23 protein-coding genes are annotated in these 23936 nt (G+C 68.3%); 11 read left to right on the top strand and 12 right to left on the bottom strand.

The annotated features are described in order from the left end of the window. Nucleotide 1: 1 nt before the first annotated feature. Nucleotides 2-223 carry a hypothetical protein gene (locus GRI99_RS06675; RefSeq protein ID WP_160771254.1) on the top strand — a complete coding sequence of 74 codons (222 nt, stop codon included), beginning with the start codon at nucleotides 2-4 and terminating at the stop codon, nucleotides 221-223. On the opposite strand, the gene GRI99_RS06670 is transcribed toward GRI99_RS06675, so the two are convergent. Next, entirely contained in the window at nucleotides 220-1257 is a 1038-nt protein-coding gene (locus tag GRI99_RS06670) for an A/G-specific adenine glycosylase (RefSeq protein WP_160771253.1), read from the bottom strand. The genes GRI99_RS06675 and GRI99_RS06670 overlap by 4 nt on opposite strands. 29 nt (nucleotides 1258-1286) lie before the next feature. Between GRI99_RS06670 and GRI99_RS06665 the strand changes: the two genes are divergently transcribed. The 5 genes from GRI99_RS06665 (at nucleotide 1287) to GRI99_RS06645 (ending at nucleotide 7328) form a co-directional block, all read left to right on the top strand. Further along, a complete protein-coding gene (locus tag GRI99_RS06665; protein WP_160771252.1) occupies nucleotides 1287-1832 on the top strand; it encodes a DUF721 domain-containing protein in 546 nt (181 codons plus the stop codon). Next, nucleotides 1829-2542, top strand: a complete 714-nt coding sequence (locus tag GRI99_RS06660) for a thioredoxin domain-containing protein (RefSeq protein ID WP_160771251.1) — start codon at nucleotides 1829-1831, stop codon at nucleotides 2540-2542. The genes GRI99_RS06665 and GRI99_RS06660 overlap by 4 nt, the downstream gene beginning before the upstream one ends. Before the next feature lie 115 nt (nucleotides 2543-2657). Beyond that, nucleotides 2658-3428 carry a thioredoxin domain-containing protein gene (locus GRI99_RS06655; RefSeq protein WP_160771250.1) on the top strand — a complete coding sequence of 257 codons (771 nt, stop codon included), beginning with the start codon at nucleotides 2658-2660 and terminating at the stop codon, nucleotides 3426-3428. 27 nt (nucleotides 3429-3455) lie between these two features. Further along, a complete protein-coding gene (gene smc / locus GRI99_RS06650) occupies nucleotides 3456-6878 on the top strand; it encodes a chromosome segregation protein SMC (protein WP_160771249.1) in 3423 nt (1140 codons plus the stop codon). 99 nt (nucleotides 6879-6977) lie between these two features. Continuing rightward, a complete protein-coding gene (locus GRI99_RS06645) occupies nucleotides 6978-7328 on the top strand; it encodes a DUF3592 domain-containing protein (protein ID WP_160771248.1) in 351 nt (116 codons plus the stop codon). Here the strand turns inward: GRI99_RS06645 and GRI99_RS06640 are convergent. Further along, a complete protein-coding gene (locus GRI99_RS06640) occupies nucleotides 7325-7993 on the bottom strand; it encodes a spermidine synthase (protein WP_160771247.1) in 669 nt (222 codons plus the stop codon). The genes GRI99_RS06645 and GRI99_RS06640 overlap by 4 nt on opposite strands. A gap of 32 nt (nucleotides 7994-8025) precedes the next feature. After that, complete coding sequence (gene soxR, locus GRI99_RS06635; protein WP_160771246.1) at nucleotides 8026-8466, bottom strand: redox-sensitive transcriptional activator SoxR; 441 nt, start codon at nucleotides 8464-8466, stop codon at nucleotides 8026-8028. 132 nt (nucleotides 8467-8598) lie between these two features. On the opposite strand from soxR, the gene GRI99_RS06630 reads away from it, so the two are divergent. Then, on the top strand, nucleotides 8599-8991 hold the full coding sequence (locus tag GRI99_RS06630) for a VOC family protein (RefSeq protein ID WP_160771245.1): 393 nt from the start codon (nucleotides 8599-8601) through the stop codon (nucleotides 8989-8991). Here the strand turns inward: GRI99_RS06630 and GRI99_RS06625 are convergent. Next, on the bottom strand, nucleotides 8973-10343 hold the full coding sequence (locus GRI99_RS06625; RefSeq protein WP_160771244.1) for a glutamate--cysteine ligase: 1371 nt from the start codon (nucleotides 10341-10343) through the stop codon (nucleotides 8973-8975). The genes GRI99_RS06630 and GRI99_RS06625 overlap by 19 nt on opposite strands. Before the next feature lie 99 nt (nucleotides 10344-10442). Next, the gene (locus GRI99_RS06620) at nucleotides 10443-11189 is read right to left on the bottom strand and encodes a 16S rRNA (uracil(1498)-N(3))-methyltransferase (RefSeq protein WP_160771243.1); all 747 of its coding nucleotides are present in this window, start codon (nucleotides 11187-11189) and stop codon (nucleotides 10443-10445) included. Nucleotides 11190-11307: 118 nt separating this feature from the next. On the opposite strand from GRI99_RS06620, the gene ubiA reads away from it, so the two are divergent. Further along, the gene (gene ubiA / locus GRI99_RS06615) at nucleotides 11308-12213 is read left to right on the top strand and encodes a 4-hydroxybenzoate octaprenyltransferase (protein ID WP_160771242.1); all 906 of its coding nucleotides are present in this window, start codon (nucleotides 11308-11310) and stop codon (nucleotides 12211-12213) included. Nucleotides 12214-12216: 3 nt separating this feature from the next. Here the strand turns inward: ubiA and GRI99_RS06610 are convergent, their stop codons facing one another. From GRI99_RS06610 to GRI99_RS06590, 5 genes are all read right to left on the bottom strand, one after another. Further along, a complete protein-coding gene (locus GRI99_RS06610; protein ID WP_160771241.1) occupies nucleotides 12217-13578 on the bottom strand; it encodes a methyltransferase family protein in 1362 nt (453 codons plus the stop codon). Nucleotides 13579-13634: 56 nt separating this feature from the next. Beyond that, complete coding sequence (locus GRI99_RS06605; protein WP_439098426.1) at nucleotides 13635-14993, bottom strand: PQQ-binding-like beta-propeller repeat protein; 1359 nt, start codon at nucleotides 14991-14993, stop codon at nucleotides 13635-13637. Between the two features lie 15 nt (nucleotides 14994-15008). Next, nucleotides 15009-15827, bottom strand: a complete 819-nt coding sequence (locus GRI99_RS06600) for a tetratricopeptide repeat protein (RefSeq protein WP_160771240.1) — start codon at nucleotides 15825-15827, stop codon at nucleotides 15009-15011. A 115-nt stretch (nucleotides 15828-15942) separates the two neighbouring features. Then, entirely contained in the window at nucleotides 15943-17094 is a 1152-nt protein-coding gene (locus GRI99_RS06595) for a glycosyltransferase (RefSeq protein WP_160771239.1), read from the bottom strand. Continuing rightward, complete coding sequence (locus GRI99_RS06590; protein ID WP_160771238.1) at nucleotides 17091-17963, bottom strand: alpha/beta fold hydrolase; 873 nt, start codon at nucleotides 17961-17963, stop codon at nucleotides 17091-17093. Before GRI99_RS06590 ends, GRI99_RS06595 begins: the two co-directional genes overlap by 4 nt. A 69-nt stretch (nucleotides 17964-18032) precedes the next feature. Here GRI99_RS06590 and GRI99_RS06585 point away from each other — a divergent pair, with 69 nt between their 5' ends. Together GRI99_RS06585 and astD are read left to right on the top strand one after the other, a co-directional pair. Then, complete coding sequence (locus tag GRI99_RS06585) at nucleotides 18033-19382, top strand: protein adenylyltransferase SelO family protein (RefSeq protein WP_160771237.1); 1350 nt, start codon at nucleotides 18033-18035, stop codon at nucleotides 19380-19382. Between the two features lie 104 nt (nucleotides 19383-19486). Beyond that, nucleotides 19487-20899, top strand: a complete 1413-nt coding sequence (gene astD / locus GRI99_RS06580) for a succinylglutamate-semialdehyde dehydrogenase (protein WP_237438174.1) — start codon at nucleotides 19487-19489, stop codon at nucleotides 20897-20899. 3 nt (nucleotides 20900-20902) lie between these two features. Here astD and GRI99_RS06575 read toward each other — a convergent pair whose 3' ends face one another. After that, nucleotides 20903-21559 (bottom strand): hypothetical protein, encoded by a 657-nt coding sequence (locus GRI99_RS06575; protein ID WP_160771235.1) that lies wholly within the window; start codon nucleotides 21557-21559, stop codon nucleotides 20903-20905. A gap of 92 nt (nucleotides 21560-21651) precedes the next feature. Between GRI99_RS06575 and rarD the strand changes: the two genes are divergently transcribed. Next, entirely contained in the window at nucleotides 21652-22587 is a 936-nt protein-coding gene (gene rarD, locus GRI99_RS06570) for an EamA family transporter RarD (RefSeq protein ID WP_160771234.1), read from the top strand. 282 nt (nucleotides 22588-22869) lie between these two features. On the opposite strand, the gene pyrC is transcribed toward rarD, so the two are convergent. After that, nucleotides 22870-23904 carry a dihydroorotase gene (gene pyrC, locus GRI99_RS06565; RefSeq protein WP_160771233.1) on the bottom strand — a complete coding sequence of 345 codons (1035 nt, stop codon included), beginning with the start codon at nucleotides 23902-23904 and terminating at the stop codon, nucleotides 22870-22872. Nucleotides 23905-23936 lie beyond the last annotated feature (32 nt).

Genomic DNA, 23936 nt, shown 5'->3' with positions numbered 1-23936 from the left:
CATGCTGAACGCACTATCCATCCTCACCGGCCTGGTCTCACTCCTGATCGTGATCCCGTCACAGATCCCGCTGCTGGGCTGGGGCAACTGGCTGGCCCTGCCGATCGTGGCGATGGGCGTGGTGCTGGGGGCGCTCTCCAGCAAGAATACCGGGCGCAATTTCTGCCTGGTGATCCTGCTGGTCTGTGCGGTGCGCCTGTCGCTGGGCGGCGGGATTTTCTAGTCCCGCGCCAAGGCGAGCGCGGCGGCCTTGGCGAACAGGGTGGGCAGGCCCGCCTCCGCGATCCGCTCCACCGGCCACCACTCGCCTTCGCCCGCAGGCGTGGCTGATCCGGCATAGACCGCCACGGCCAGTTCGAGGTCGAAGTGGGTGAACCCGTGGCGCACCACGCCGCCCGGCTCCCAGGCACCAGTCACCGGCCCTTCCCCCGACCCGTCGCCGCGCGCCGACCAGCCATCGTCCGGCAGGGCGCGCATCCCGCCCAGCATCCCCTTGCCGGGGCGGGTGACCAGCCACACGGCATCATCCCGCTCGATCCAGAAAGCCGTGCCCCGGCGGGCGGGCCGGGGCTTCTTCGCCGCCTTCACCGGCAGCCGCACCGGATCGCCCTGCGCCCGCCCCGTGCACAGCGCCTGCAGGGGGCAGAGCAGGCAGCGGGCATCGCGCGCGGTGCAGATCGTGGCCCCCAGGTCCATCAAACCTTGCGCAAAGTCGCCTGCGTGTTCATCCGGCGTGATCGCATCGGCGGCCGCGCGGATGGCCTTGCGCGCGCCTGGCAGCGGTTCCTCGATGGCGAACAGCCGGGCCACCACCCGCTCCACATTGGAATCCACCACCACCGCGCGGCGGCCAAAGGCGATCGCGGCCACGGCGGCAGCGGTATAGGCCCCCAGCCCAGGCAGGGCGCGCAAGCCTTCCTCGGTATCCGGGAAACCGCCAAGTTCCGCCACGGCCCGGGCCGCCGCCACCAGGTTGCGGGCGCGGGAATAGTAGCCCAGCCCCGCCCACTCGGCCATCACGTCAGCCTCGGGTGCGGCGGCCAGCGTCTGCACCGTGGGCCAGCGCGCGGTGAAGCGCGCGAAATAGGGGGCAACGGCCGCCGTGGTGGTCTGTTGCAGCATGACTTCCGACAGCCACACGCGGTAGGGATCCGCGGTTCCTCCACCCGGCGCCACCCGCCACGGCAGCCGCCGCGCTTGCTTGCGGTACCAATCGAGCAGGAGCGGGGCCACCTGGCCCCTTGCGCTGTTGTCCATTGCTCCGCCTTGGCATAGGCACTGGCCTGATGAAAAGCGGCAGCGACAAATCCGGCAAGAAGCCAGGCTCCAAGCCAGCGTGGCGACCTTACGAACGCCCGCGTGGGGGCGAGGCGCGCGCGGTGAGCGACCTGGTGCCGCAGATCGGCCGCGCCGCCTTCCGCCGCTATGGCTTTATCCAGAGCAGCGTGGTCAGCCGCTGGGTGGAGATCGTGGGGCCCACCCATGCCCGCGTCTGCCAGCCGGAAGCGATCCGCTTCCCCCCGGGAGAGAAGGCCGGCGGCATCCTGCAACTGGTGGTCCTGCCTGCCCACGCCCCGCTGATCCAGCACGTGATCCCCGAGATTATCGAACGGGTGAACCGCTTCTTCGGCTACGGCGCGGTGGCCAAGGTTAAGCTGCGGCAAGGCGCGGTTCAGGCCAGCCCTGCTGAAGCACCGCGCGCCGCCCCGCCCAGCCTTAAGCCCATCCCCATGGAACTGGGCGACAGTTTGCGCGATATCGGCGACCCGGAACTAAGGGCCGTGCTCGAATCACTGGCCCAGTCGCTGGCCAAGAAAGACGACCAAACGTGAAGCTGAAAACCGCCCTCTCCACCCTCATGCTGGCCCTGGCCGCACTGGCCCTTGCCGCAGTTGCCGCCAGCCCCGCCGCCGCGCAGAGCCAGCCGCGCCGCAACTGGCTGACAACCATGACCGAAACCACCGGCGGCCACCTGCTGGGCAATCCGCAGGCAGCCACGAAGCTGACGGTGTTCATCTCTTATACCTGCCCGCACTGCGCTTCATTCGAAGCCGAATCCGATGGGCCCTTGCGGGCCGCCTACATCCAGCCCGGCAGGGTCAGCCTGGAAGTGCGCCCCTTCCTGCGCAACGTGCTGGACCTGGCCGCCACGCTGGCGGTGGAATGCGGGCCGGAAAGCCGCTTCTGGGGCAACCACCGCGCCATGCTGCGCGGGCAGGACGCCTGGATGCAGCGCGCCACGGGTGCCACCCAGGCCCAGCAACAGCGCTGGAGCACCGGCCCGGTGGGCCAGCGCCTGCGCGCCGTGGCGGGCGACATGGGCTGGTACGAACTGCTCGCCCCGCGCGGGTATTCCCGCGCCGACCTGGACCGCTGCCTGAATGACGAGGCCGCCGCGCGCGCCCTCTCAGCCCGCTCGCAGGCCGATGGCACGCGCTTCAACATCCCCGGCACCCCCGCCCTGCTGATCAACGACCGGTTGCAGGCGAATGTCTACGACTGGGCCGCCCTGCGCCCGCTGCTGGATGCCGCCACCCGCTGAACAGGAACGATTACGGGGCATATCCTGTGCAAAACAGCGCCTATCGCCCGGCACCCGATTGCACGGTCCCCCATCTGCATTAGCCTTCCCTCCAATACCTGACAGGATCCAAGCCATGACCACCCTTAGCCGCCGTTTCCATTCGCTGACCCTGGCTGCCCTTGCCGCCCCGCTGGCGCTGGGCCTGGCCGCGTGCAATTCCGGGTCCGCCGATGGCACCGGCACTTCGGGCGATCCGGTCGAAAACGTGGCCCCGCCCGCCGGCACCACCTGGTCGGAAACCGCCACGCGCACGCCGGAAGGCGGCTGGCTGGTCGGCAACCCCGATGCGCCGATCAAGCTGGTGGAATACGGATCGCTGACCTGCCCGGCCTGCGCGCTGTTCTCCACCGAGGGCTCCGCCAAGCTGCATGAGGAATACATCGACACCGGCCGCGTGTCCTATGAGTTCCGCACCGTGCTGATCCACGGCGTGGTCGACCTGCTGCTCAGCCGCGTGCTGGAATGCGCCCCGGTGGAAACCGCCGTGCCGCTGGCTGACCAGGTGTGGGCCAACCTCGATCAGGTGACCGGCCCGTTCCAGCAGAACCAGGCCGCGCTGGAGCAGGCGATTGCCCTGCCGGAAAACCAGCGCTTCGCGGCGATGGCGCAGGTCGGCCAGCTTGACCAGTTCTTCGCCGCGCGGGGCATCAGCACCGAGCAGACCCAGGCCTGCCTGGCCGACAGCGCCGCCGCCACCGCACTCGCCACCAAGAGCCAGGACATGTCCACCCAGGACGGCGTGACCGGCACGCCCACCTTCTTCCTCAACGGCACCAAGCTCGATTCCACCCGCTGGGCCGAGGTGGAAGGCGCATTGCAGCGCGCCGGCGCCCGCACCGAATAGCGGGATCGAAGGGGGGCCGGAGCAGCGATGGAGATCAGGCAGCTCAAACTGTCGGGCTTCAAGAGCTTCGTCGAACCCGCGACCTTGCGTATCGAGCCGGGGCTGACCGGCGTGGTCGGCCCCAACGGCTGCGGCAAGAGCAACCTCTTGGAAGCCATCCGCTGGGTGATGGGCGAGAACAGCCCCAAGTCCATGCGATCGGGCGGCATGGAGGACGTGATCTTCGCCGGCACGGCCACCCGCCCGCCGCGCGATTTTGCCGAAGTAATCCTCCACGCCGCCGATGCCGAGGGCGAGGAACTGTCCGTCACCCGCCGGATCGAGCGCGGTGCAGGCAGCGCCTACCGCGTCAACGGGCGCGATGTGCGGGCCAAGGACGTGGCGCTGGTGTTTGCTGATGCCGCCACCGGCGCGCACTCCCCCGCCCTCGTCAGCCAGGGCAAGATCGCCCAGGTGATCGCCGCCAGGCCGGACGAACGGCGCATGATGCTGGAGGAAGCGGCGGGCATTGCCGGCCTCCACGTGCGCCGCCGCGATGCCGAAACCAAGCTACGCGCCACCGAGAAGAACCTGGCCCGGCTGGAAGACCTGATGGCTGGCCTCGACAGCCAGATCGCCAGCCTGCGGCGGCAGGCCCGCCAGGCTGAACGCTACACCGCCCTGTCCGATCAGATCCGCCTGGCCGAAGCGCGTCTGGTCTTTGCCCGCTGGCGCGATGCCGCCGCTGCTGCCGAAGCCGCCCGCCAGCAGGCGCGCGAGGCCGATGGCACCGTGGCCGCTGCCCAGGCGGCGGCCCAGGCGGCGCAGAAGGCGCAGCACGCACTGGCCGAGAAGCTGGTGGAATTGCGCGATGAACTGGCCGACCGGCGCGACGATGCCAGCGCCCACGGCCACCGCATGGCTTCGCTCGCCAGCCAGCTTGAAGCTGCCCAGCAGCGGCTGGCCGATCTCGACCGGCAGCAGGCGCGGCTGGAGGAAGACCGGTTCGAGGCCGACCGCCTCACCCGCGATGCCGCGCAGGCGCTGAAGGATCTCGACAGCGCGCTCACTGCCAATATTGCCGCGCTGGCGGAGGCGGAGGCCGCCCGCCCCGGCTTCGCCCATCGCACCGAACAGGCCGAGGCCGCAGGGCGCGCTGCCGAACTGGCCCTTGCCCGTGCCACGGCGGACCACGCGGGCGTGGAAGCCGAATGGCGCGTGGCCGAGGCGGAACTGGCACAGGCGCGCGCGCGACTTGACCGGCTGGGAGCTGACGAGCGTCGCCTGGCCGACCAGCGCGCCGCCCTTGCCGCCGAGGGCGATCCGGCCCTTGCAGTCGATGCCACGCGCCAGGCCGCCGATGCCGCCGCCGCCCGGCGCGAGGAATTGCGCGCCGCGCTGGAAACCACCCGCGCCCGCAAGGACGAACTCACCCAGGCGCGCGATGATGCCGCCAGCGCCCTTTCCGCCGCCCGCGCCGACCTTTCCGGGGTGGAGCGTGAATGGCAGGCGCTCGACCGTGACCGGCAGGCCCGCGCCAAACAGGCCAGCGGCAAACACGGCCTGCCCGTGGCGCTGGACAGGCTGGCGGCGGAACCGGGCTATGAACGCGCCCTTGCCGCCGTGCTGGGCCGCGATGCCAAGGCCCCGCTGGGCATGCCGGACCGGGCGGCGGAAGGCCGCTTCTGGACCGGAGCGCCCCTTCCCGCCAAGGTGGCGGACAGCCTGGCCGATCACGTCCGCGTGTGCCCGGACGAGCTGAAGGCCCGCATTGCGCTGGTCCACGTGGTCGATGCGGATGACGCTCGCCCGCTCGGCCCTGGCGAATGGCTGGTCACCCGCGATGGCCTGCTGCGCCGGTGGGACGGCTTCGTCGCGCGCGGCGAAGGTGCGGCGGAAGCGGCGCGGCTGGAAGCCGACAACCGGCTGGCCGACCTCGAAACGCGCCTGCCCGCCTTGCGCGAAGCGGCTGCGACGGCGCTGGCCACGCACGAGGCGCTGGCCGCCGAGGCGGGCGAGCTGGCGCGCGCCCTGATCGCCCAGGAACGCGCCGTCAACGAGGCGGCCGAGGCCGAACGCCAGGCCCTGCGCGCGCTCGACCAGGCCGAAGCGCGGCGGGAGCGGCTGGCCACGCGTCTGGCCGAGCTTGATGCCGCCGCAGCCGATCAGGCCAACCAGCGCAAGCAGGCAGAGGGCGAGGTCCGCGCGGCAGAGGATCGCCGCGCCCTCCTGCCCGATCCCGCCGCCGGCCGCCTGGCCCTGGAAGCGGCGCAGGCCAAGCACGAAGCAGCGCGCGAAACGCTGCAGGCCGCCATCGCCGCCCTCGCGGCACACGATCAGGGCTTGGCCGTGGCGCGCGAGCGGGTGTCGGCCCAGCGCAGCGACAAGGCCAACTGGGAAGCCCGCGCGGGCGAAGCCGCCCAGCGGCTTGCGGGCATGGCCGCGCGCTTCGAGGAAATCGCGCAGGAACGGGCCGTCACCGCCGCCAAGCCCGCCGGGCTGATGCGCGAGATCGAGGGTGGCGAGGCCTTGCGCGCCCGCCTGACCGAAGACCTGCGCGCTGCCGAAACCGCCGTGGCCGAAGCCACCGAGGAAGCGCGTAAGGCCGATGCCGCGCTGGCCACCGCTACCGAGGTGCTCTCCACCGCGCGCGAGCTGCGCGCCACCTTGGCCACCCGCGCCGAGAACGAGGAGCAGCGCCGCGAGGAGATGGCGCGCCTGTCCGGTGAACGCTTCCAGTGCCCCCCGCCCCTGCTGGCCGAGCGTTTCGGCTTCGACGAAGGCACCGTGGGCCACTCCGGCCCCGAGAGCGAGGAGATGGACAAGCTGGTAGCGAGCCGCGAGCGGATCGGCCCGGTCAACCTGGTCGCCGCCGACGAACTGGCGCGGATCGAAGGCGAATACGGTGCCGGTGCTGCCGAGCAGGAGGAGTTGAAGGAAGCGGTCAACCGCCTGCGCGGCTCCATCGGCAACCTCAACCGCGAAGGCCGCGAGCGCCTGCGCGCCGCCTTCGAGGCGGTCAACGAGCACTTCAAGCGCCTGTTCACCCGCCTTTTCGAAGGCGGCGCGGCGCACCTGGCGCTGGTCGACAGCGACGATCCGCTGGAGGCGGGCCTGGAAATCTACGCCCAGCCGCCCGGCAAGCGGCTGCAATCGCTCAGCCTGCTGTCCGGCGGCGAACAGGCGCTGACCGCCACGGCGCTGATCTTCGCGCTGTTCCTGACCAACCCCGCCCCGATCTGCGTGCTGGACGAAGTGGATGCCCCGCTGGACGATGCCAACATCGACCGCTTCTGCGACCTGCTCGACTCGATGGTGCAGGAAACGAAGACCCGCTACCTGATCGTCACCCACAACGCCGTGACCATGAGCCGGATGCACCGCCTGTTCGGCGTGACCATGGTGGAACGCGGGATATCCCGGCTGGTCAGTGTGGACCTGGGCGAGGCGGAGAAGCTGGCGGCGGAGTAGGGCCGCAATGGTGACACTCGGTTGGTCGCTAAACGCTTGATCCTGCTGGAATCATGTCGATAGTCCCTGTCACAAGATAATGAAGCAGGGGGATCAAGGATGAACAAGTGGGTGTGGGCCGTGCTGGCCCTCGTCGTCGTTGCAGGTATCGGAATCCTCATAAAGCAGGACATGGATTACGAAGCCGCGCTGACCGGGCAGACAACAGCAACGATTACGCGAACAGAACTCATAACTGGTGCCGGGGACGACGACAGCGAGTCCACCCATGTCTATTACAGCTTTGCGGCGAACGGGCAGCAGTGGGAGGAATTCTCGATCCTCGACGATAACCAGACCGCGCAGTTCACGGCCGGCCAGCAATATCCGCTGTGCTACAACCCGGAAGACCCGAGCCAGACCCGCCTGGCCCTGCAACTGGGCGGTCAGTGCCCTGCCGCAGGGGGTTAACGCACCCCGAACCAGATCACGTGGCGCGGGCCCTTGCCGTTGCTGCGCGCCCGCACCACCACCTCATCCACCACGAAGCCCGCCTTCCTGATCCGCGAGGCAAAGGCCGGGTCCGGCCCGGCGGACCACACCGCCAGCACCCCGCCGGGTTTCAGCGCGGCGCGGGCGGCGGCCAGCCCCTCGCGAGTGTAGAGGCGGTTGTTGTCGGCGCGCACCAGCCCGTCGGGGCCGTTGTCGACATCGAGCAGGATGGCATCATAGGTGCCCCTCGCTCCGGCAATGGCCAGCGCCACGTCCTTGTGTTGCAGGTCTACCCGCCGGTCATCCAGGCATCCGGCCGTCAGTTCGGCCATCGGCCCCCTGGCCCATTCTACAATCTCCGGCACCAGTTCGGCCACGGTCAGCCGCGCATCGGGCGGGGCAACGGCCAGCGCCTTCCTCAGCGTGAAGCCCATGCCATAGCCGCCGATCAGCCAGTGCTGTTTTGCCCGGCCCTCCAGCCGCTCCGCCGTCATCTCGGCCAGCGCTTCTTCCGATCCGCTCATCCGGCTGTTCATCAGCTCGTTACGGTCGAGCACGATCATGAAATCGGCCCCGCGCCGCATCAGGCGCAGTTCCTCGCCGCCGGGGACCTGGGCAGAGGCGAGATGTTCGAGCGGGATCATGCGCGGCCTATGCACCGCAAGCACGGCAAAAGCTAACCGAGAATGGCGCGCGGACCCGGCCCCTTCAGGCCCATCCGGTCATCCTTGTTGTAAAGGCGGCACTTGTCGAGGCTGAGACAGCCGCAGCCGATGCACTGGTCAAGCTGGTTGCGGGTGCGGGTCAGCAGGGTCATCTTCTCGTCGATCGCCGCGCGCATTGACCGGCTGATGCGCTGCCAGTCACTCAGGTTGGGCGTGCGCTCGTTGGGCAGCGCCTTCAGTTGTTCCTCGATCTCCGAGAGGGCCAGGCCCAGCTTCTGCGCGATCAGGATGAAGCTGACGCGGCGGATATCGCTACGCATGAAACGCCGCTGGTTGCCGCTGGTGCGCAGCGACTGAAGCAGCCCCCGCTCCTCGTAGAAGCGCAGCGCGGACACCGCCACGCCGGTGCGTGCGGAAAGTTGCCCGATGGTGATGAAGTTCCCGACCGTCACAATTTTTATCCCCAGACCCTTGACCTCGACTTAGCTTGAGATTGCACAATTGGCAAATCGCGAGTCGGGGCTGGACCATTCTCCGTCGAGATAGAGACGCTATATCAGATATTTATGACAGGATTTTGCCATATGACCGAAGCCTTGATCGAACACGTCAATCTGACCGTTACCGACATCGAGAGATCGGCCCGGCTGCTCGAGTCGCTGTGCGGGTGGCGCGTCCGCTGGCGGGGGCCGTCGCAGATGGGTGGCGAAACGATCCATGTGGGATCGGACGCCGCTTATCTGGCAGTCTACAGCGATGGCCGCAACCACTCCGGGCAGCGCAAGGGCCGGCCGCTGAACCATGTCGGTTTGCTGGTGGCTGATCTCGATGCGGCGGAAGAGGTGGTCTACGCCCACGGCTTGCTGCCGTTCGGCCATGACGATTATCAGCCGGGCCGGCGGTTCTACTTCTTCGACTGGGACGGGATCGAGTTCGAGGTGGTCAGCTATGCGCCGCCTCAGAAGGCCTCGTCGTAAACCCGCGAGATGTCGCCGCCCCAGGCCCCGTGGAACTTGTCGAGCAGGACTTCCGCCGGGCTCTTGCCGCTGGCCACGATCTCGCGCAGCGGATCGAGATAACCGGTCTCGTCATCGCCCGCGCCGTTCAGGCGCTGGCGGCTGGCGAGACCGCGATGGGCAATTTCCAGCACTTCGCGCGCCAGGTCCTGCAGCTTGCCACCGCCCGGAATGGGCGCATGCAGGGCCTGGGCGGGCACGGCATTGCGCAGGGCCTCGCGCTGGTCCATCGACCAGCCCTTGACCAGGTCCCAGGCGGCATCGCGCGCCGGCGTATCGTAGAGCAGGCCGACCCAGAAGGCGGGCAGCGCGCAGATGCGGTTCCACGGGCCGCCATCGGCGCCGCGCATTTCCAGGAAGCTTTTCAGGCGCACTTCGGGGAAAGCGGTGGAGAGGTGGTCCTCCCAGTCGCTCGGCCCCGGCAGTTCGCCCGGCAGCGCGGGCAGTTCGCCCTTCAGGAAATCGCGAAAGCTCTGCCCGGCGGCATCAATGTAGCGCCCGTCGCGGAACACGAAATACATCGGTACGTCGAGCATGTAGTCGACATAGCGTTCGTAGCCGAAGCCGTCCTCGAACACGAAAGGCAGCATGCCGGTGCGCTGCGGATCGGTATCGCTCCAGATATGGCTGCGATAGCTGAGCTTGCCGTTGGGCTTGCCTTCGGTGAACGGTGAATTGGCAAAAAGGGCCGTGGCCAGCGGCTGCAGCGCCAGGCTGGTGCGGAACATGGCCACCATGTCCGCCTCGCTGGCATAGTCCAGGTTCACCTGGATGGTGCAGGTCCGCAGCATCATGTCCAGCCCCATGCTGCCCACGCGCGGCATGTGCCGCAGCATGATGTCATAGCGGCCCTTGGGCATGATCGGCAGTTCGGCGCGGGTCTTGTCGGGCCACATGCCCAGGCCCAGGAAGCCCACGCCCAGTTCGTCGCCCACTTCGCGGCACTGCTTCAGGTGCCGGCCGGTTTCGGCGCAGGTCTGGTGCAGGTTGCCCAGCGGTGCGCCGCTCAGTTCAAGCTGGCCGGCGGGTTCCAGGCTGATGGTGCCGTCAGCGCCGGACATGGCAATGACCTTGCCACCCTCTTCCACCGGCTCCCAGCCGAAGCGCTGCATGGCCAGCAGGATGTCGCGGATGCCGCCGGGCTCGTCATAGCTGGGGGCGCGGTGATCGGCATGGCGGAAGACCAGCTTTTCGTGCTCGGTGCCGATCTTCCAGCGCTCGCGCGGCTTCTCGCCCGCCTGCATCGGCAGGACCAGCTCCTCGCGGCTCGCGATCGGCCGCTCCTCCCCGTCAGACGCCTTGCGCGTGCTCATGGGGAGCGCCGTTAGTGGGTTCGCAGGCGGCGCGCCAGTAGCAAAATGCAATCGGACGAGAATTATCTACCAAAGAGTAGGGAACGCACGGACGGCCCCTCAGGGCCAGTCCCCGGCCACCCCCATCCACAGCGCCGTGGCGGCCAGGGCGGCAGTTTCACCGCGCAGGATGCGCGGGCCAAGGCTGATGGCGCGCGCCGCCGGATGGGCGCGGATGGCGGCGCGTTCGGCCTCGTCGAAGCCACCTTCGGGGCCGGTGACAAGGGCGGCAGGGCCGGTGTGGGCGGCAAAGGCAGCGGCGGCCGGCTGCCCGCCCTGCTCGTCGGCAAAGAACAGCGCGCGGCCTTCCGGCCAGTCGCGCAGCAAGGCGTCGAGTTTCGTCACCTCGACCAGTTCGGGCAAGGCGGTGCGGGCGCACTGTTCGGCGGCTTCGGTCAGGATTGTGCGGGCGCGATCAGGGTTAAGCTTGTCGGCCACGCAGCGGCGGGTGAGCAAGGGCACGACGCGGGCCACCCCCAGTTCGCTGGCCTTTTCCAGCACCAGGTCGAACCGGTCCTTTTTCAGCAGCGCGGGGCACAGCCAGAAATCCGGCACCTGTTCACGCGGGCGGAGCTGGTCGGCGGCTTCGAGGATAATGGTGCGCTTGCCCACTTCGACCACGCGAGCGGCCCATTCGCCGGTCACATCGTCGCACAGGATAACGATATCGCCCTCGCCCACCCGCATCACTCGGGCGAGGTAATGGGCCTGCGGGCCATCGATGGTAACCGCTGCGCCCTCAGCCAGCGTCTGTTTGATGAACAGGCGGGGCGCAGATCGCGGGGGCCAGGCGGGAGTGGCGGGCATAATAATCCCTCTAGACAATTCGTCACCCCAGCGAAAGCTGGGGTCGCTGGCAACGTAGCGCGAGGTCGAGGGCGATCCCAGCTTTCGCTGGGATGACGGGGGAGGTAGGGAAGCGAGGATGACCGCCGACCAGATCACCCCGGACAGCCAGCATCGCGGCCTTGTCGGTGCCTTGCCGCCGGGCGTGCGCGATTATGCCCTGCTGGCGCGGTTCGACCGGCCGATTGGCTGGTGGCTGCTGTTCTGGCCGTGCGCCTGGGGCGTGTGGCTGGCGGGTGCCGGGTGGCAGATCGGCCTGGTGCTGTGGATGCTGCTCGGCTCGATCGCCATGCGCGGGGCGGGCTGTGTTTACAACGATGTGGTCGATGCCGATCTGGACCGGCAAGTGGCGCGCACCGCCAGCCGCCCCATCGCCAGCGGGCGGGTGAGCGTAAAGGCCGCATGGGCCTGGCTGCTGGCGCTGGCCGCCGTAGGGTTGGTCGTGCTGCTGCAACTGCGATGGCAGGCGCAACTGGTGGCGCTGGGCAGCCTGGCGCTGGTAGCCGCCTATCCCTTCATGAAGCGGATCACCAACTGGCCGCAGGCGTGGCTGGGGCTGGTGTTCACCTGGGGCGTGCCGGTTGGCTGGGTGGCGCTGCGCGGCGACTACCTGGGGGCCATGCTGGCGCTCTATGCCGCGGCCTTCTTCTGGTGCCTGGCTTATGACACCATCTACGCCCTGCAAGATCGTGAAGACGATGCGCTAGTGGGCATCCGGTCCAGCGCGCTGACGCTGGGCGGCAGGGTGAAGCAGGGTGTGGGCCTGTTCTATGCCGCCAGCGTGGTGTGCCTTGCCCTGGCCTTCTGGCAGGTGCGGCCCGATCCGCTGGCACTGCTGGCGCTGCTGCCGGTGGCAGCGCATTTCGCGTGGCAGGTGCTGACGCTGGACCCGGCGGACGGGGCAAACCCCCTCGCCCGTTTCCGCAGCAACCGCATGGCAGGCGCGCTGGTTGCAGCGGCCTGCTTTGTGGTGGGAAACGCCTGAGCCCTACTCCGCCGGTTGCAGGCTGGCGGAAGGCACTGGCCGCGGGTTAACCCGACGGAGCAGCCTGGCCAGCCGGCTGGTGATCAGCCCGTGCTGGGCCATCCAGGCATAATATTCGCGGTACTTGGCATCCTCGCCCAGCAGGTGCGCCTCCTCGGTCCGCGCACGCCAGTAGTAGATGGCCGAGACACAGCCGAGGAAGAAGGTGTTGCGGACCACGTCCACCAGCGAGCCGCTGGTGACCATGAACGGCATGACTGACAGCCACCAGAACGCGTTCTTCGACAGGTAGGCCGGATGGCGCGTGTAGCGGTAGGGGCCGTTGGTCAGCACCCCGCGATAGGTGAGGTTGGAGAAGCGGATGCCGAAAGCCACCGTGGCCCAGGCGTAAACCGCCGTCAGGGCCACCAGGACCGCCGCCCACAGCCACAGCAGCGCGGGATAGCCGGTAAACCAGTAGGCCCAGCCCGCCGTGTTGTATTCGTACTGCAGCACCCCGCCGCCGCCCATGAAGCCGAATACGAATGGCGGATAGCACAGCAGCGCCGCCAGCCAGCCGGCCAGGTACGGGTTGCCGCTCCGGATATGCGCATCCAGCGGGCGGAAGGTGCAGAGGTAGCCCACGGTGCCGATCTGCACGTCGATCACGAACATCAGTTCCAGCAGCAGCGCGGCGACGGCCACGGGATTGCTCGCCACCTGGCCCAGGTCCGTCTCCACCACGCTGGCAAAGCCGGGCGGCAGGATCGAGATCATGAAGGCGCTGAAGAAGCCCTTGATGATCCACGCGCGCCAGTGCTTCTTCACCTCGTGCATGTCCCAGGCCTCGCGGCCCAGCAGCAGGGCACCGAAGTGCCAAGCATGGTCACGCGGGTTGACCAGGTAGCGGTCAAGCCAGATGACGTAGGGTACGCTCAGCACGAAGACCGGGATGGCCGCCGCGCCGATCACTTCCATGGCGAACAGGTATTGCCCGTCCCAGTACCAGCGGCCCAGGCAATAGAGCCCGCCGATAACCGCCCAGGTGGCCCACAGCCCGGCGATCTTGGTGGCGGAAACGTGGATCACCTCGCCCACGGCACGCTTCAGGCCCCAGTCGATGCCGTTGGACGGGTTGAGGTGGACCTTCTCCACCAGCACGGACCACAGGGCCATGGCAGTGCCGCTGAGCACCATGGCCAGCAGCGCGGCATAGGGGCCGGACATCACTTCCTGCGGGCCGGGCAGGCCATAGCGGGCGACCAAATCCGGCCACGAGCGGCACAGCGCGATCCACGCCAGCAGGGTAACCAGGCCCACCAGCCCGACGCGCGCGGGCACGTCGCTGGCGGGGGGCGGCGGAACGGTGGGGCGGGACGCGCTCATGCGCCCGGCCATAGCGGGAAAGGGTTAAGCGGCAGGTAACGGGACGATCTGCCCCATTATCTCCAGGCGGTGATGCGCCCGTTGTCGTCCAGAATATACATCGTCCCGCCGGCAACCACGGGGGGCAGCGAGACACCGTCCGACAGTTCGGCAAACGGGCTGGCGACGCCGGTGGTCACATCCACCGATTGCACCTGGCCGCGGCTGCTGGCGATCCACAGGCGGTTGCCGGCCAGTACCGGGCCGGTCCAGAAGATCGGGCCTTCGCGGTCTTCCGGATTGCGATAACGGGCAAGCTGGGTGATCCAGCGCACGCGGCCCGTGTTACGGGCGATGGCCAGCAAGCGGGCATCGTCGGTAAGGGCGAAAATCCACTCGCCGGCAAGCGCCGGGGTGGAAATGCCGGCCACGGTCAGTTCCCAGATGCGCTGGCCGGTGGTCAGTTCATAGGCTGCCATGCGCCCGGCCACGCCCAGCGCGAAGACCTGGCCGTTGGCCACGATGGGATCGGCGTCAACGTCGGTCAGCGCGCCCACCTCGGTGGAAATCGAGGTGCGGGCCAGCGCATCGGACCACAGCACGCGGCCGTTCTCGTAACGATAGGCAACCACTTCGCCCGAGGAATAGCCGGCCACCACGGTGCCCTGCCCCGCGCCGGGAGCAGCCACGCCGAACACGCCCTGCTGGCCGATCGCCGCCGCATCCTGCCAGATGGGTGTGCCATCGGTCAGGTTGAGCGCGTGGATCTGGTTGTCCTGCGTCATCACATAGACCGCGTTGAACGCCACGGTGGGCGAGCCGCGCAGCGGGCCAGCGGGCTTCTTGCGCCACACCTCGGCGCCGGTGGCGGCATCCAGCGCCACCACGTCACCCGTGCCGCTGGTGGCATAGACCTTGCCGTCGAAATAGGTCGCGCCGCCGCCGAAGGTGGCATCGCGCAGGTCACCCGAAACCTGGATCGTGTGGGTCCAGACCGAGCGGCCGCTGTCGGCCGCGAAAGCGCGGACCACGCCAGCGGTGTCGACTGCATAGACCCGGCCATCGCCAACCACGGGCGCTGCGGCCAGACGGCGGGTCGGGGTGGTGCCGGAAATGCTGGCGGTCCAGGCGCGTGCGGGGGCGGCGGCCAGGGCGACATGGCCGGTGGCCTTGGCGGCGTTGCGCCCGCTCTGCGGCCAGTCGGCGTTGCTTTCGGCCGGCGGGACCACCACGGTCACGCCCGCAAGCTGGGGGTCCACCGCCACTTCGGCCGAAATGCGCGACAGGATCGGCGTGCGGTTGCCCACGGTGGGGGTCACCGCCGCATCGTCGCCGCCGCCGCCCAGCAGCTTGCAGCCCGACAGGCCACCCAGCGCCAGGGCGGAGGCCAGCGTCAGCGAAACGATACGCGGGAAACGGCGGGTCTGCGGCATCATCCGGAAATTCCTGTCTTATTCGGCCGGCGCGGCGGCCGGAGCAGCACTTGGGGCAGCACCTTCGGCAGCACCGGCAGCGGGGTTCGCGCCGCGCAGCAGCGAGTTGACATCGTCGATCGCATCGAAGCCGTAGCGACCGGCAAGCTGGCGAACCCGGGCACGCACGGTTTCGGGCACGTCTTCGTCCTTGGCAATCTGCACCAGCAGCGGACCGGCCTGGTCGGGCTTGTTCTGCTCGAGGTAGGCGTGGGCCACCAGTTCGCCCGCGCTGCCGAACCAGGGGTTACCCGGGGTGGCCAGCGGGCGCAGGCGGTCGATCACCTGCTGCTTGTCCATGTTGTCGAAATTGGCCGAAACCAGCCGCACCAGGCTGGCATCGCGCAGCGGGGCGGGCGCGTCCTCGTCGTTGACCACGCGGTCATAGAGGGCGACGGCATCGTTCACCCGGTCCTGCTCCAGCGCGATGGCCGCACGCAGCATCAGGGCGGAGGCGCGGGTGCCGGGCGCGCTGCCGTCATCGTCACCCACCACGGCCAGCTCGCGATCGGCCACGTCGAAGTTGCCGGCAGTCAGCTCGTCCATCGCCTGGACCAGCGCTTCGGACTGTTCTTCCTTCGCCGCTTCCTGCCGGCCCTGCCAGAACAGGTAGCCACCGAAGGCCGCCAGCCCCAGGACCACGCCGGCGATCAGCGGCTTGCCGTACTGCTTCCAGGCGTTGGCCACCTCGTCGTTGCGGACGGCTTCGTCCACCTCGCGCATCAGCACCTGCTGTTCGCGCAGGCGCTGCTCTTCGGCCTTGCTTGGCTGGGCGGGATCGTTGGGTGTTGTTGCCACGTTCGTCTGCAAAATAGGGAAAATCGGTTCGTCGCGCTGTTACGGGTTGGCGCGCTGTTATTCAATTGATGAATCGAACCTGTCCCCGAAAGGGTGAACCGCCGATGAAGTGGCCTCAGGCCCCGGGGGTGGCCGGCCGGTTGCGGCCCATCAGGCCCCAGTAGAGTGCCCGATAGCGGTCGCTCATCCCCTGCTGGTCGAATTCGGCACGGGCCTTGGCGCGGTTGGCCTGGCCGATGCGCTTCATCTCCCTGGGCAGGCCGGTGACCTTCCACAACACCTGGAACAGCTCCTCCTCGTCGCCCGGGGTATAGAGCAGCGGGCCGTTGTCGCTGGCAACCATGTCGGCAATGTCACCCACGCGGGGGGCCACCACCGGCAGGCCCGCGGCCATCGCCTCCACCACGCTGATCGGGAACTGTTCGGAGTGGGATGACAGCGCGAACAGGTCGAACAGGCCCACCAGCTTGGCCGGATCCCTGACGAAGCCGGGCAGGTGGACGCGGTCCTCCACCTTCATCTCGATGGCGAGCTGTTCCAGGTGCGCGCGCTCCGGCCCTTCCCCGGCGATCACCAGATGCCAGTCCGGCTCCAGCCGGGGCATCACGCGGATCAGGGCATCGAGGTTCTTGACTGCCCGCAGGCCCGCCAGCGAACCAATCCAGAATTCGTCCTTGCGCTTGATGAGGCCCGGCAGCACGTCCCGCGCCACTGGGGCGGCAAAGGCGCGGGTGTCGATGCCGTTGGCGATGCGGCGCACACGGGCGCGCGGCTGCACCCAGGTTTCCAGCGCGATCCGCTCCAGCGTCTTGCTTGGCACCACCAGCGCCCCGCTGCGGCCCAGGGCGATGCGGCGATACCAGTTGCGCCGCCGCTTGAGGCCGCCCGCCTCGTCCTCGTTGAAGCCGTCCTCGTGGTGGACCAGCGGGGGCAGCTTGAACATGTCGGCAAACAGCGTGTGGGCCATCACCGCGTCCATCGCGCCCCAGTTGTAGGTGCAGATCAGGTCATACCCGGCCATCGCCTGCCCGATCGCCTTCAGCCGGCCCAGCGACAGGCCCCCGCTCAACGGCGGAAACTTGGGCCAGCGGACCTTGATCTTAGGGCTGAGCAGCGCCGCCGCGCCGCGCCGGTCAAGATCGCCCGAGACGATGGCGTGCTCGGCCGCCTTCCCCCACATGTTGATCAGGCGCACGGTGCGCACTTCCTTGCCCCCGGGATCGAAGGTGGAATGGATGTGCAGGATGCGCGGGGTCTGCTCGCTCATTGTGCGACCAGCACCTTTTCGAGCAGGTCGGCGATGGCGGCCTGCACTTCGGGTTCTTCCAGTGTGGGCACGTGGCCCACGCGCTTCACCGTAAGCACCTGCGTCTGCCCCATCGCCTTGGGCATGGCCTTCAGCGTCTCGGCAGAGAGCAGGTCGGACAGGGCACCACGCAGCACAAGCTTGGGCACGGGCGGCAGGTTGCCGAACATCGGCCACAGATCCACCGGCGGCTGGTCCGCCGCCGCCGCGAACGGCTCGGCAATGCGCATGTCGTAATCCAGGCCGATGCGCCCGCCATTGGTGATCACCATCAGCCGCTTGGCGAAGCGCAGCCAGTCGGCCACGCCATAGTCGGGGTAGATCTCGCCGCTCATCTCCTTCAGCGCGCGGGCGGCGTGCATCCAGGTGGGATAGCTGCGCCCCTGCCCCACGTGATCGCGGATCCGGTCCAGTCCCGCCGGTTCGATCACCGGGCCGATGTCGTTGATGATCATGCCGGCAAAGTGCTGCGGGGCGACATTGGCCAGCAGCACAGAGACGATCCCGCCCAGCGATGTCCCCACCGTCACCACCGGGCCGGGCTGCACCTGCTCCATGAAGGCCAGCATGTCGGCTACATAGGTTGCCGGGACATAGGTGGCGGTGTCCTTGGCATAGTCACTGTCACCCCGCCCGCGAAAGTCCACCGCGATGATCCGCCATTCGCCCGCGAAGCGTTCCGCCAGCGGCTCGAAATCGCGGGCATTGCGGGTCAGTCCCGGCAGGCACAGCAGTGCGGGCCGGTCTGCCGGGCCGGCATAGTCACGGTAATGCAGCTTGAGGCCGTCGGCACTGGTCCAGTGGCCGTCTTGCCAGGGCTGGTCGGTCATGCGGGTAATCTTGCGCCCTTCCTGACGGCCAGCCTTGCGCCGCGCCGCTTGCGCCCCCACTAATGCCAGATGCGCGCCGAACCGCAAGCCGCCCCCTACGCGCCCGATCCGCAAATTCTGGCTGTCGCGCCATGGCTGGGCGATGCCGTGCCACCGGCCCGGTTTCCGCAGGCCACGCTGCGCTTCCGCAATGCCCGGTGGGACAAGGCGGTGGGCCTGGCGGGCCTGCCCGATGCCGATTTCACCCGCCATTTCAGCGCCTTCGATCCGCTTCCCGACAACCTGCCGCAGCCGCTGGCGCTGCGCTATCACGGGCATCAGTTCCGCGTGTACAACCCCGATCTGGGGGACGGACGCGGGTTCCTCTATGCCCAGATGCGTGATGGTGACGGTCGGTTGCTGGACCTCGGCACCAAAGGTTCGGGCCGCACCCCTTACAGCCGCACGGCGGACGGGCGGCTGACGCTGAAGGGCGCAGTGCGCGAAATTCTGGCCACCGAGATGCTCGAAGCGCTGGGCGTCTATACCAGCAAGACCTTTGCCGTGATCGAAACGGGCGAGGAGCTGGTGCGCGGGGACGAGCCCAGCCCCACCCGCTCCGCCGTGCTCACCCGCCTGTCGCACGGCCATATCCGCATCGGCAGCTTCCAGCGACTGGCCGCACTGGGCCAGAACGAGCACCTGGCCCTGCTGGTGGACTATGCCCTGCAGCAATACCCCGGCCCGCCCCCGCCCGCCGATGCGCCCGATGGTGACCAGCCGGCGGTGCGCCTGATGCACCTGGCGGTGGAGCGGATGGCCGACCTTGCCGCCAGCTACATGGTGGCAGGCTTCGTCCACGGCGTGCTCAACACCGACAACATGAACATTTCGGGCGAGAGTTTCGACTATGGCCCGTGGCGCTGGCTGCCCCGGTGGGAGCCGGAGTTTACCGCCGCCTATTTCGACGATCACGGCCTCTATGCCTTTGGCCGGCAGCCGGGCGCGATCCGCTGGAACCTGAGGCAACTGGCCATTGCCCTGCGCCCGCTGGTGGAGGCCGAAGGGCTGATTGCCGCGCTCGACCGCTTCGGCCCACTGTACGAGGCAGCCATGATGCGCCGCTTCCTGTGGCGGCTGGGCCGCGCCAGCCAGGGGCCGGAGGCTGACGCCGCCCTGGTTGCCAGCGCCGAGGTAGAAATGCGCGAACAGGGCATCGGGCCGGACCTGTGGTTCCACCGCCAGCGGGGCATGTCGGGCGAACCCGAAGCCATGCTGATCGACGAAGTGGAAACCATCTGGGCCGCCATCGCCGAACAGGACGACTGGGAGCCCCTGCACGCCAAGGTCGCCCGCCTGCACGCGCTGGGCCGCGACCTGGGCGAACCGCCCGTCCCGGCAGGCCACCTGTGGCCACAGCAGATGGAAAGTATCTCTTAACCCAGCTTTCACACCATATTGACGCAAGCGCCAACTAGTGGTGTCTGGCCATGCAAACCGTTACCGCTGTAACTTCCGCCACATCCAGTAAAGGTCTCCGCCCCTTGTCCACTCCAGAGCTGGTGTCCTACGAACCCGCCAACGGGGATGAACTGTGGCGCGGCAAGTATGGCGATGTCGATGCCACCGTGGGCCGCGCGCGCCGCGCCTGGCCGCAATGGGCGGCCAAGCCGCTGGCCAACCGCATCGAACTGGTCCGCCGCTTCGCCAACGAAGTGCGCAAGGAGCAGGAAGACTTTGCCCAGCTGATCGCGCGGGAAACCGGCAAGCCCCTGTGGGAAGCCCGCACCGAGGTGGAATCGGTGATCAACAAGGTGGAAATCTCCGTTTCCGCCTATGTCGAGCGGACCGGACAGAAGCGGCTGGATGCAGGGCTGCAGGGCAGCGCTGCCGTGCGCCACAAGCCGCACGGGGTGATGGCCGTGCTGGGGCCGTACAACTTCCCCGCGCACCTGCCCAACGGCCACATCGTACCCGCACTGATCGCCGGCAACGTGGTGATCCTGAAGCCATCCGAGAAGACACCTGCCGTGGGCGAGCGGCTGATGCTGTATTTCAATCGCGCCGGCATTCCCGCAGCCTGCGTGCAACTGCTGATTGGCGGGCCGGAGGAAGGCAAGGCGCTGGTCGCCCATCCCGACGTGGACGGGGTGCTGTTCACCGGCTCGGCCCAGGTCGGCATCGCCATCAACAAGCGGCTGGCCACCGATCCGGGCAAGATCCTGGCGCTGGAAATGGGCGGCAACAACCCGCTGGTGGTGTGGGACACGCCGCTGGTCAAGGATGCCGCCGCCTTGGTGATGCAGAGCGCCTTTACCAGTGCCGGCCAGCGCTGCACCGCCGCGCGCCGCCTGGTCATCAAGGCAGACATGTACGATGCCGTGATGGGCGAGGTGAAAACGCTGGTCGATCGCATGATCATCGGCGGCCCGTTCGATGATCCGCAGCCCTTCATGGGTCCGGTGATCGACAACCAGGCCGCCGACCAGTTGACCGAGAGCTTCCTCTACTTCCTGTCCAACGGCGGCCGTCCGATCACCCACCTGCGCCGCCCGCATGACAGCCTGCCGTTCCTGACCCCCGGCATCGTCGATATTACCGGCATGGCCGAGCGGCCCGACGTTGAACTGTTCGGCCCGCTGTTGCAGGTGATCAGGGTGGACGATTTCGACCAGGCGATTGCCGAGGCCAACCGCACCCGCTTCGGCCTGTCCGCCAGCCTGGTGGGCGGCACGCCGGACCAGTACAACCGCTTCTGGGCCAATATCCGCGCCGGGATCGTCAACTGGAACCGGCCCACCAACGGGGCCAGCAGCAATGCCCCCTTCGGCGGGGTAGGCTTTTCGGGCAACCACCGCCCGGCGGCCTTCTATGCGGCAGACTATTGCGCCTATCCGGTGGCCAGCAGCGAGATGGAGCAGCCGCGCGCCATGGTTGGCGTGGGCTTCAGGGAATAGGTCTCAGCTCTCCAGCGTGACCAGGTCCACCTCGGTCAGGCCGCCCTCGCCCGCGCGCACCCGCACCTGCAGCCGCCCATCGGAGCCGCCGCCTGCCAGCACGTTTTCCCCGTCATGGCTGGTGTGCTGCACGCCATATCCCGAAGCCGAGGCTCGGGTGGCATAGAAGGCCAGCACGTCCTCCACTGCAACAGCCGTGGCAAAGCTGACCGCGCGGAAGCGACAGCCGGGGGCATCGCTGCCTGCCGCTTCCAGCACCGCGCCTTGCGGATAGACGGGGAAGGCCTGCGGCATCACCGCCGCCCAGCGGAAGCCGGGGCGCGCCTGTCCGGCGCAGCGGGCCAGCGCGGGATCGGCAGCAGGGGCACCATCGGCCGGTTCCGGCACAGGGCGCAAGGCCACGCTGCCGCCGACCAGTTCCAGCGCCTGAGCCCGCGCCCGTGCCGCCGCTTCCGGCCCAACGTCAGGGCGCGGCATCGAGCCGTCGGCATCGGCAAAGCTGGCGAGCTGGTTGGCGCCGTTACGATCGACCATGTCGGCATCGATCATGATCGGACCGGCCAGCGCAGCGGCCATCAGGGGATCGGAGTGGTCTGCCACCGCGCCCGTCTCCTCCGCCCCGCCGCTGCACCCGGCAAGCACCAGGGCAAGCGCAGGCATCAGGCAGCAAGGAAAGGCGCGGCGCGGGTTCATGGCCCATCGCCCTAGCAGGCAATTGCCAAGGCCCGCTTAACGCGCCTAGCAGGGGTGTGATGAGCAGCACCGCCGCCCCCGCCCCGCCCGTCTCGCAGCAACGTGGACTCGTTTACTCGCTGATCGCCCACGGCTTCTGGGGGCTGATGCCGCTGTACCTGCTGCTGGTGCACGATGTGCCGGCGCTGGAATTCGTCGCATGGCGGCTGGTCTTCACCCTGCCGCTGTGCCTGATCGCGCTGTGGTGGACCGGCACTTTCGCGGAACTGCGCGCCGTGGTGCGCGACCGGCGGGCGATGCTGACCTTGCTGGGCACGGCGGCGCTGATCGGGGTCAACTGGTTCCTCTATGTGCAGGCGATCCAGACCGGCCACGTCTATGCCGCCAGCCTGGGCTATTACATCCTGCCGCTGGTGATGATGCTGCTGGGCATGGTGTTCCTGGGTGAGCGGCTGAACCGCCTGCAATGGGGCGCGGTCCTGCTGGCCGGGGTGGGCGTGGGCGCGCTGGCGCTGGGCGCGCTGACGACGCTGTGGCTGAGCCTGGCGATGGCGCTGACTTTCGGCACCTATGGCCTGTTGCGCAAGACCGTGCAGGCCGGCCCGGTGGTGGGCCTGACGCTGGAGACGCTGATCCTGATGCCGCTGTCGCTGGCCGTGGTCGGCTGGTACGCCGCTGGCCCCCAAGGCAGCGCGCTGGAGCAAGGCCCGCTGGTGGCTACGGCCGTGGCAGGCAGCGGGATCATGACTGCCGTCCCGCTGATCATGTTCGCCACCGCCGCCCGCGCCCTGCCCTATACCGTGATCGGCTTCCTCCAGTTCCTCAGTCCCACGCTGGTGTTCATTCTGGGCCTGACCGTGTTCGGCGAACCGCTAAAACCCGCACAGGCAGCGTGTTACGTGATGATCTGGCTGGCGGCGGGGCTGTTTACCTGGGCGATGCTGCGGGGGCGGAGGGCCAATCAGCCCACTCCTGACAATCCAATTGCCGATTGAAGCTGGGCGTGTGAGGATGCGGCATGACCCCTGCGGCACGCATCAGTTCACTCGACATAGCTGGAGCTATAAGTGAGCACATCGGCTCATACGTCGATATGAGCTTCGTGGAGTTTGTAGCGGTCGAGGGGAATCGCATCCACTGTTGGTATATGAATAGCGGCGGAAAGGGCCCTAGCTTTCATATTCAGCTCATTTCGAACGATGACGGGTGGACGATGGACTTGACAGAGCATCCACCAGGCACCGAGCAAAACATCGAAATTCCCTAGCGCTGGCTCTTCAAACCAGCCGCCACCCCAGCGTCTCTCCCGCATGGAACGGCACCAGTTCCGCCCCGCCCGCGCTGATGCAGGCCGGCACCACATGCTCCACCCGCTCCAGCGTCACCGTGTCCTCGTTGACGGCTAAGCCGTAGAACGCCGGGCCGAAGCGCGAAGCGAAGTCCTCGAAGCGGCCGATCGCGCCTTCCTGTTCGAACACCACCAGGTAGCTTTCCAGCGCATAGGGGGCGTTGAAAATGCCCGCGCAGCCGCAGGCGCTTTCCTTGGTTTCGCGGGCGTGCGGGGCGCTGTCGGTGCCCAGGAAGAACTTGGGATTGCCGCTGACGGCCGCCTTCCTCAGCGCCAGCCGGTGTGTCTCGCGCTTGGCGACGGGCAGGCAATAGGCGTGCGGGCGGATGCCGCCCACCAGCATCGCATTGCGGTTGATGTGCAGGTGCTGCGGGGTGATCGTGGCGGCCACGTTGGCCCCGGCGCTTTCCACGAACTGCACCGCTTCGGCCGTGGTGATATGCTCGAAAATCACCCTCAGGCCGGGGATGCGCGCCAGCAGCGGCTCCAGCACCTGCTCGATAAACACCGCCTCGCGGTCGAACACGTCGACATCGGCATGGGTCACCTCGCCGTGGACGCACAGCGGCATCCCGGCTGCGGCCATCGCTTCCAGCACGCTATCGATATTGCGGATATCGGTCACGCCCTTGTCGGAATTGGTCGTGGCCCCGGCGGGATAGAGCTTGGCGGCGGTGAACACGCCTTCCGCGTGCCCGCGCACCAGCTCCGCCGGATCGCTGCGGTCGGTCAGGTAGGCGGTCAGCAGCGGGGTGAAGGTCATGCCCGCAGGCACGGCGGCGAGGATGCGATCCCGATAGGCGACCGCGCTGGCCACATCGGTCACCGGCGGGGTCAGGTTGGGCATCACGATGGCGCGGGCAAACTGGCGCGCCGTGTGGCCCACCACGCCTGCAAGCATGGCGCCATCGCGCAGGTGCACGTGCCAGTCATCGGGGCGGCGGATGGTGATGCTCGTCGTCATGCGCGTTCCCATGGCATAGCCCGCGAGTCGGG

Origin of the sequence: Alteraurantiacibacter buctensis (assembly GCF_009827655.1) — a bacterium.
Classification (GTDB): domain Bacteria; phylum Pseudomonadota; class Alphaproteobacteria; order Sphingomonadales; family Sphingomonadaceae; genus Alteraurantiacibacter; species Alteraurantiacibacter buctensis.
The sequence above is the reverse complement of the archived record's forward strand: the minus strand, read 5'-3'. Positions and strand labels throughout refer to the sequence as shown.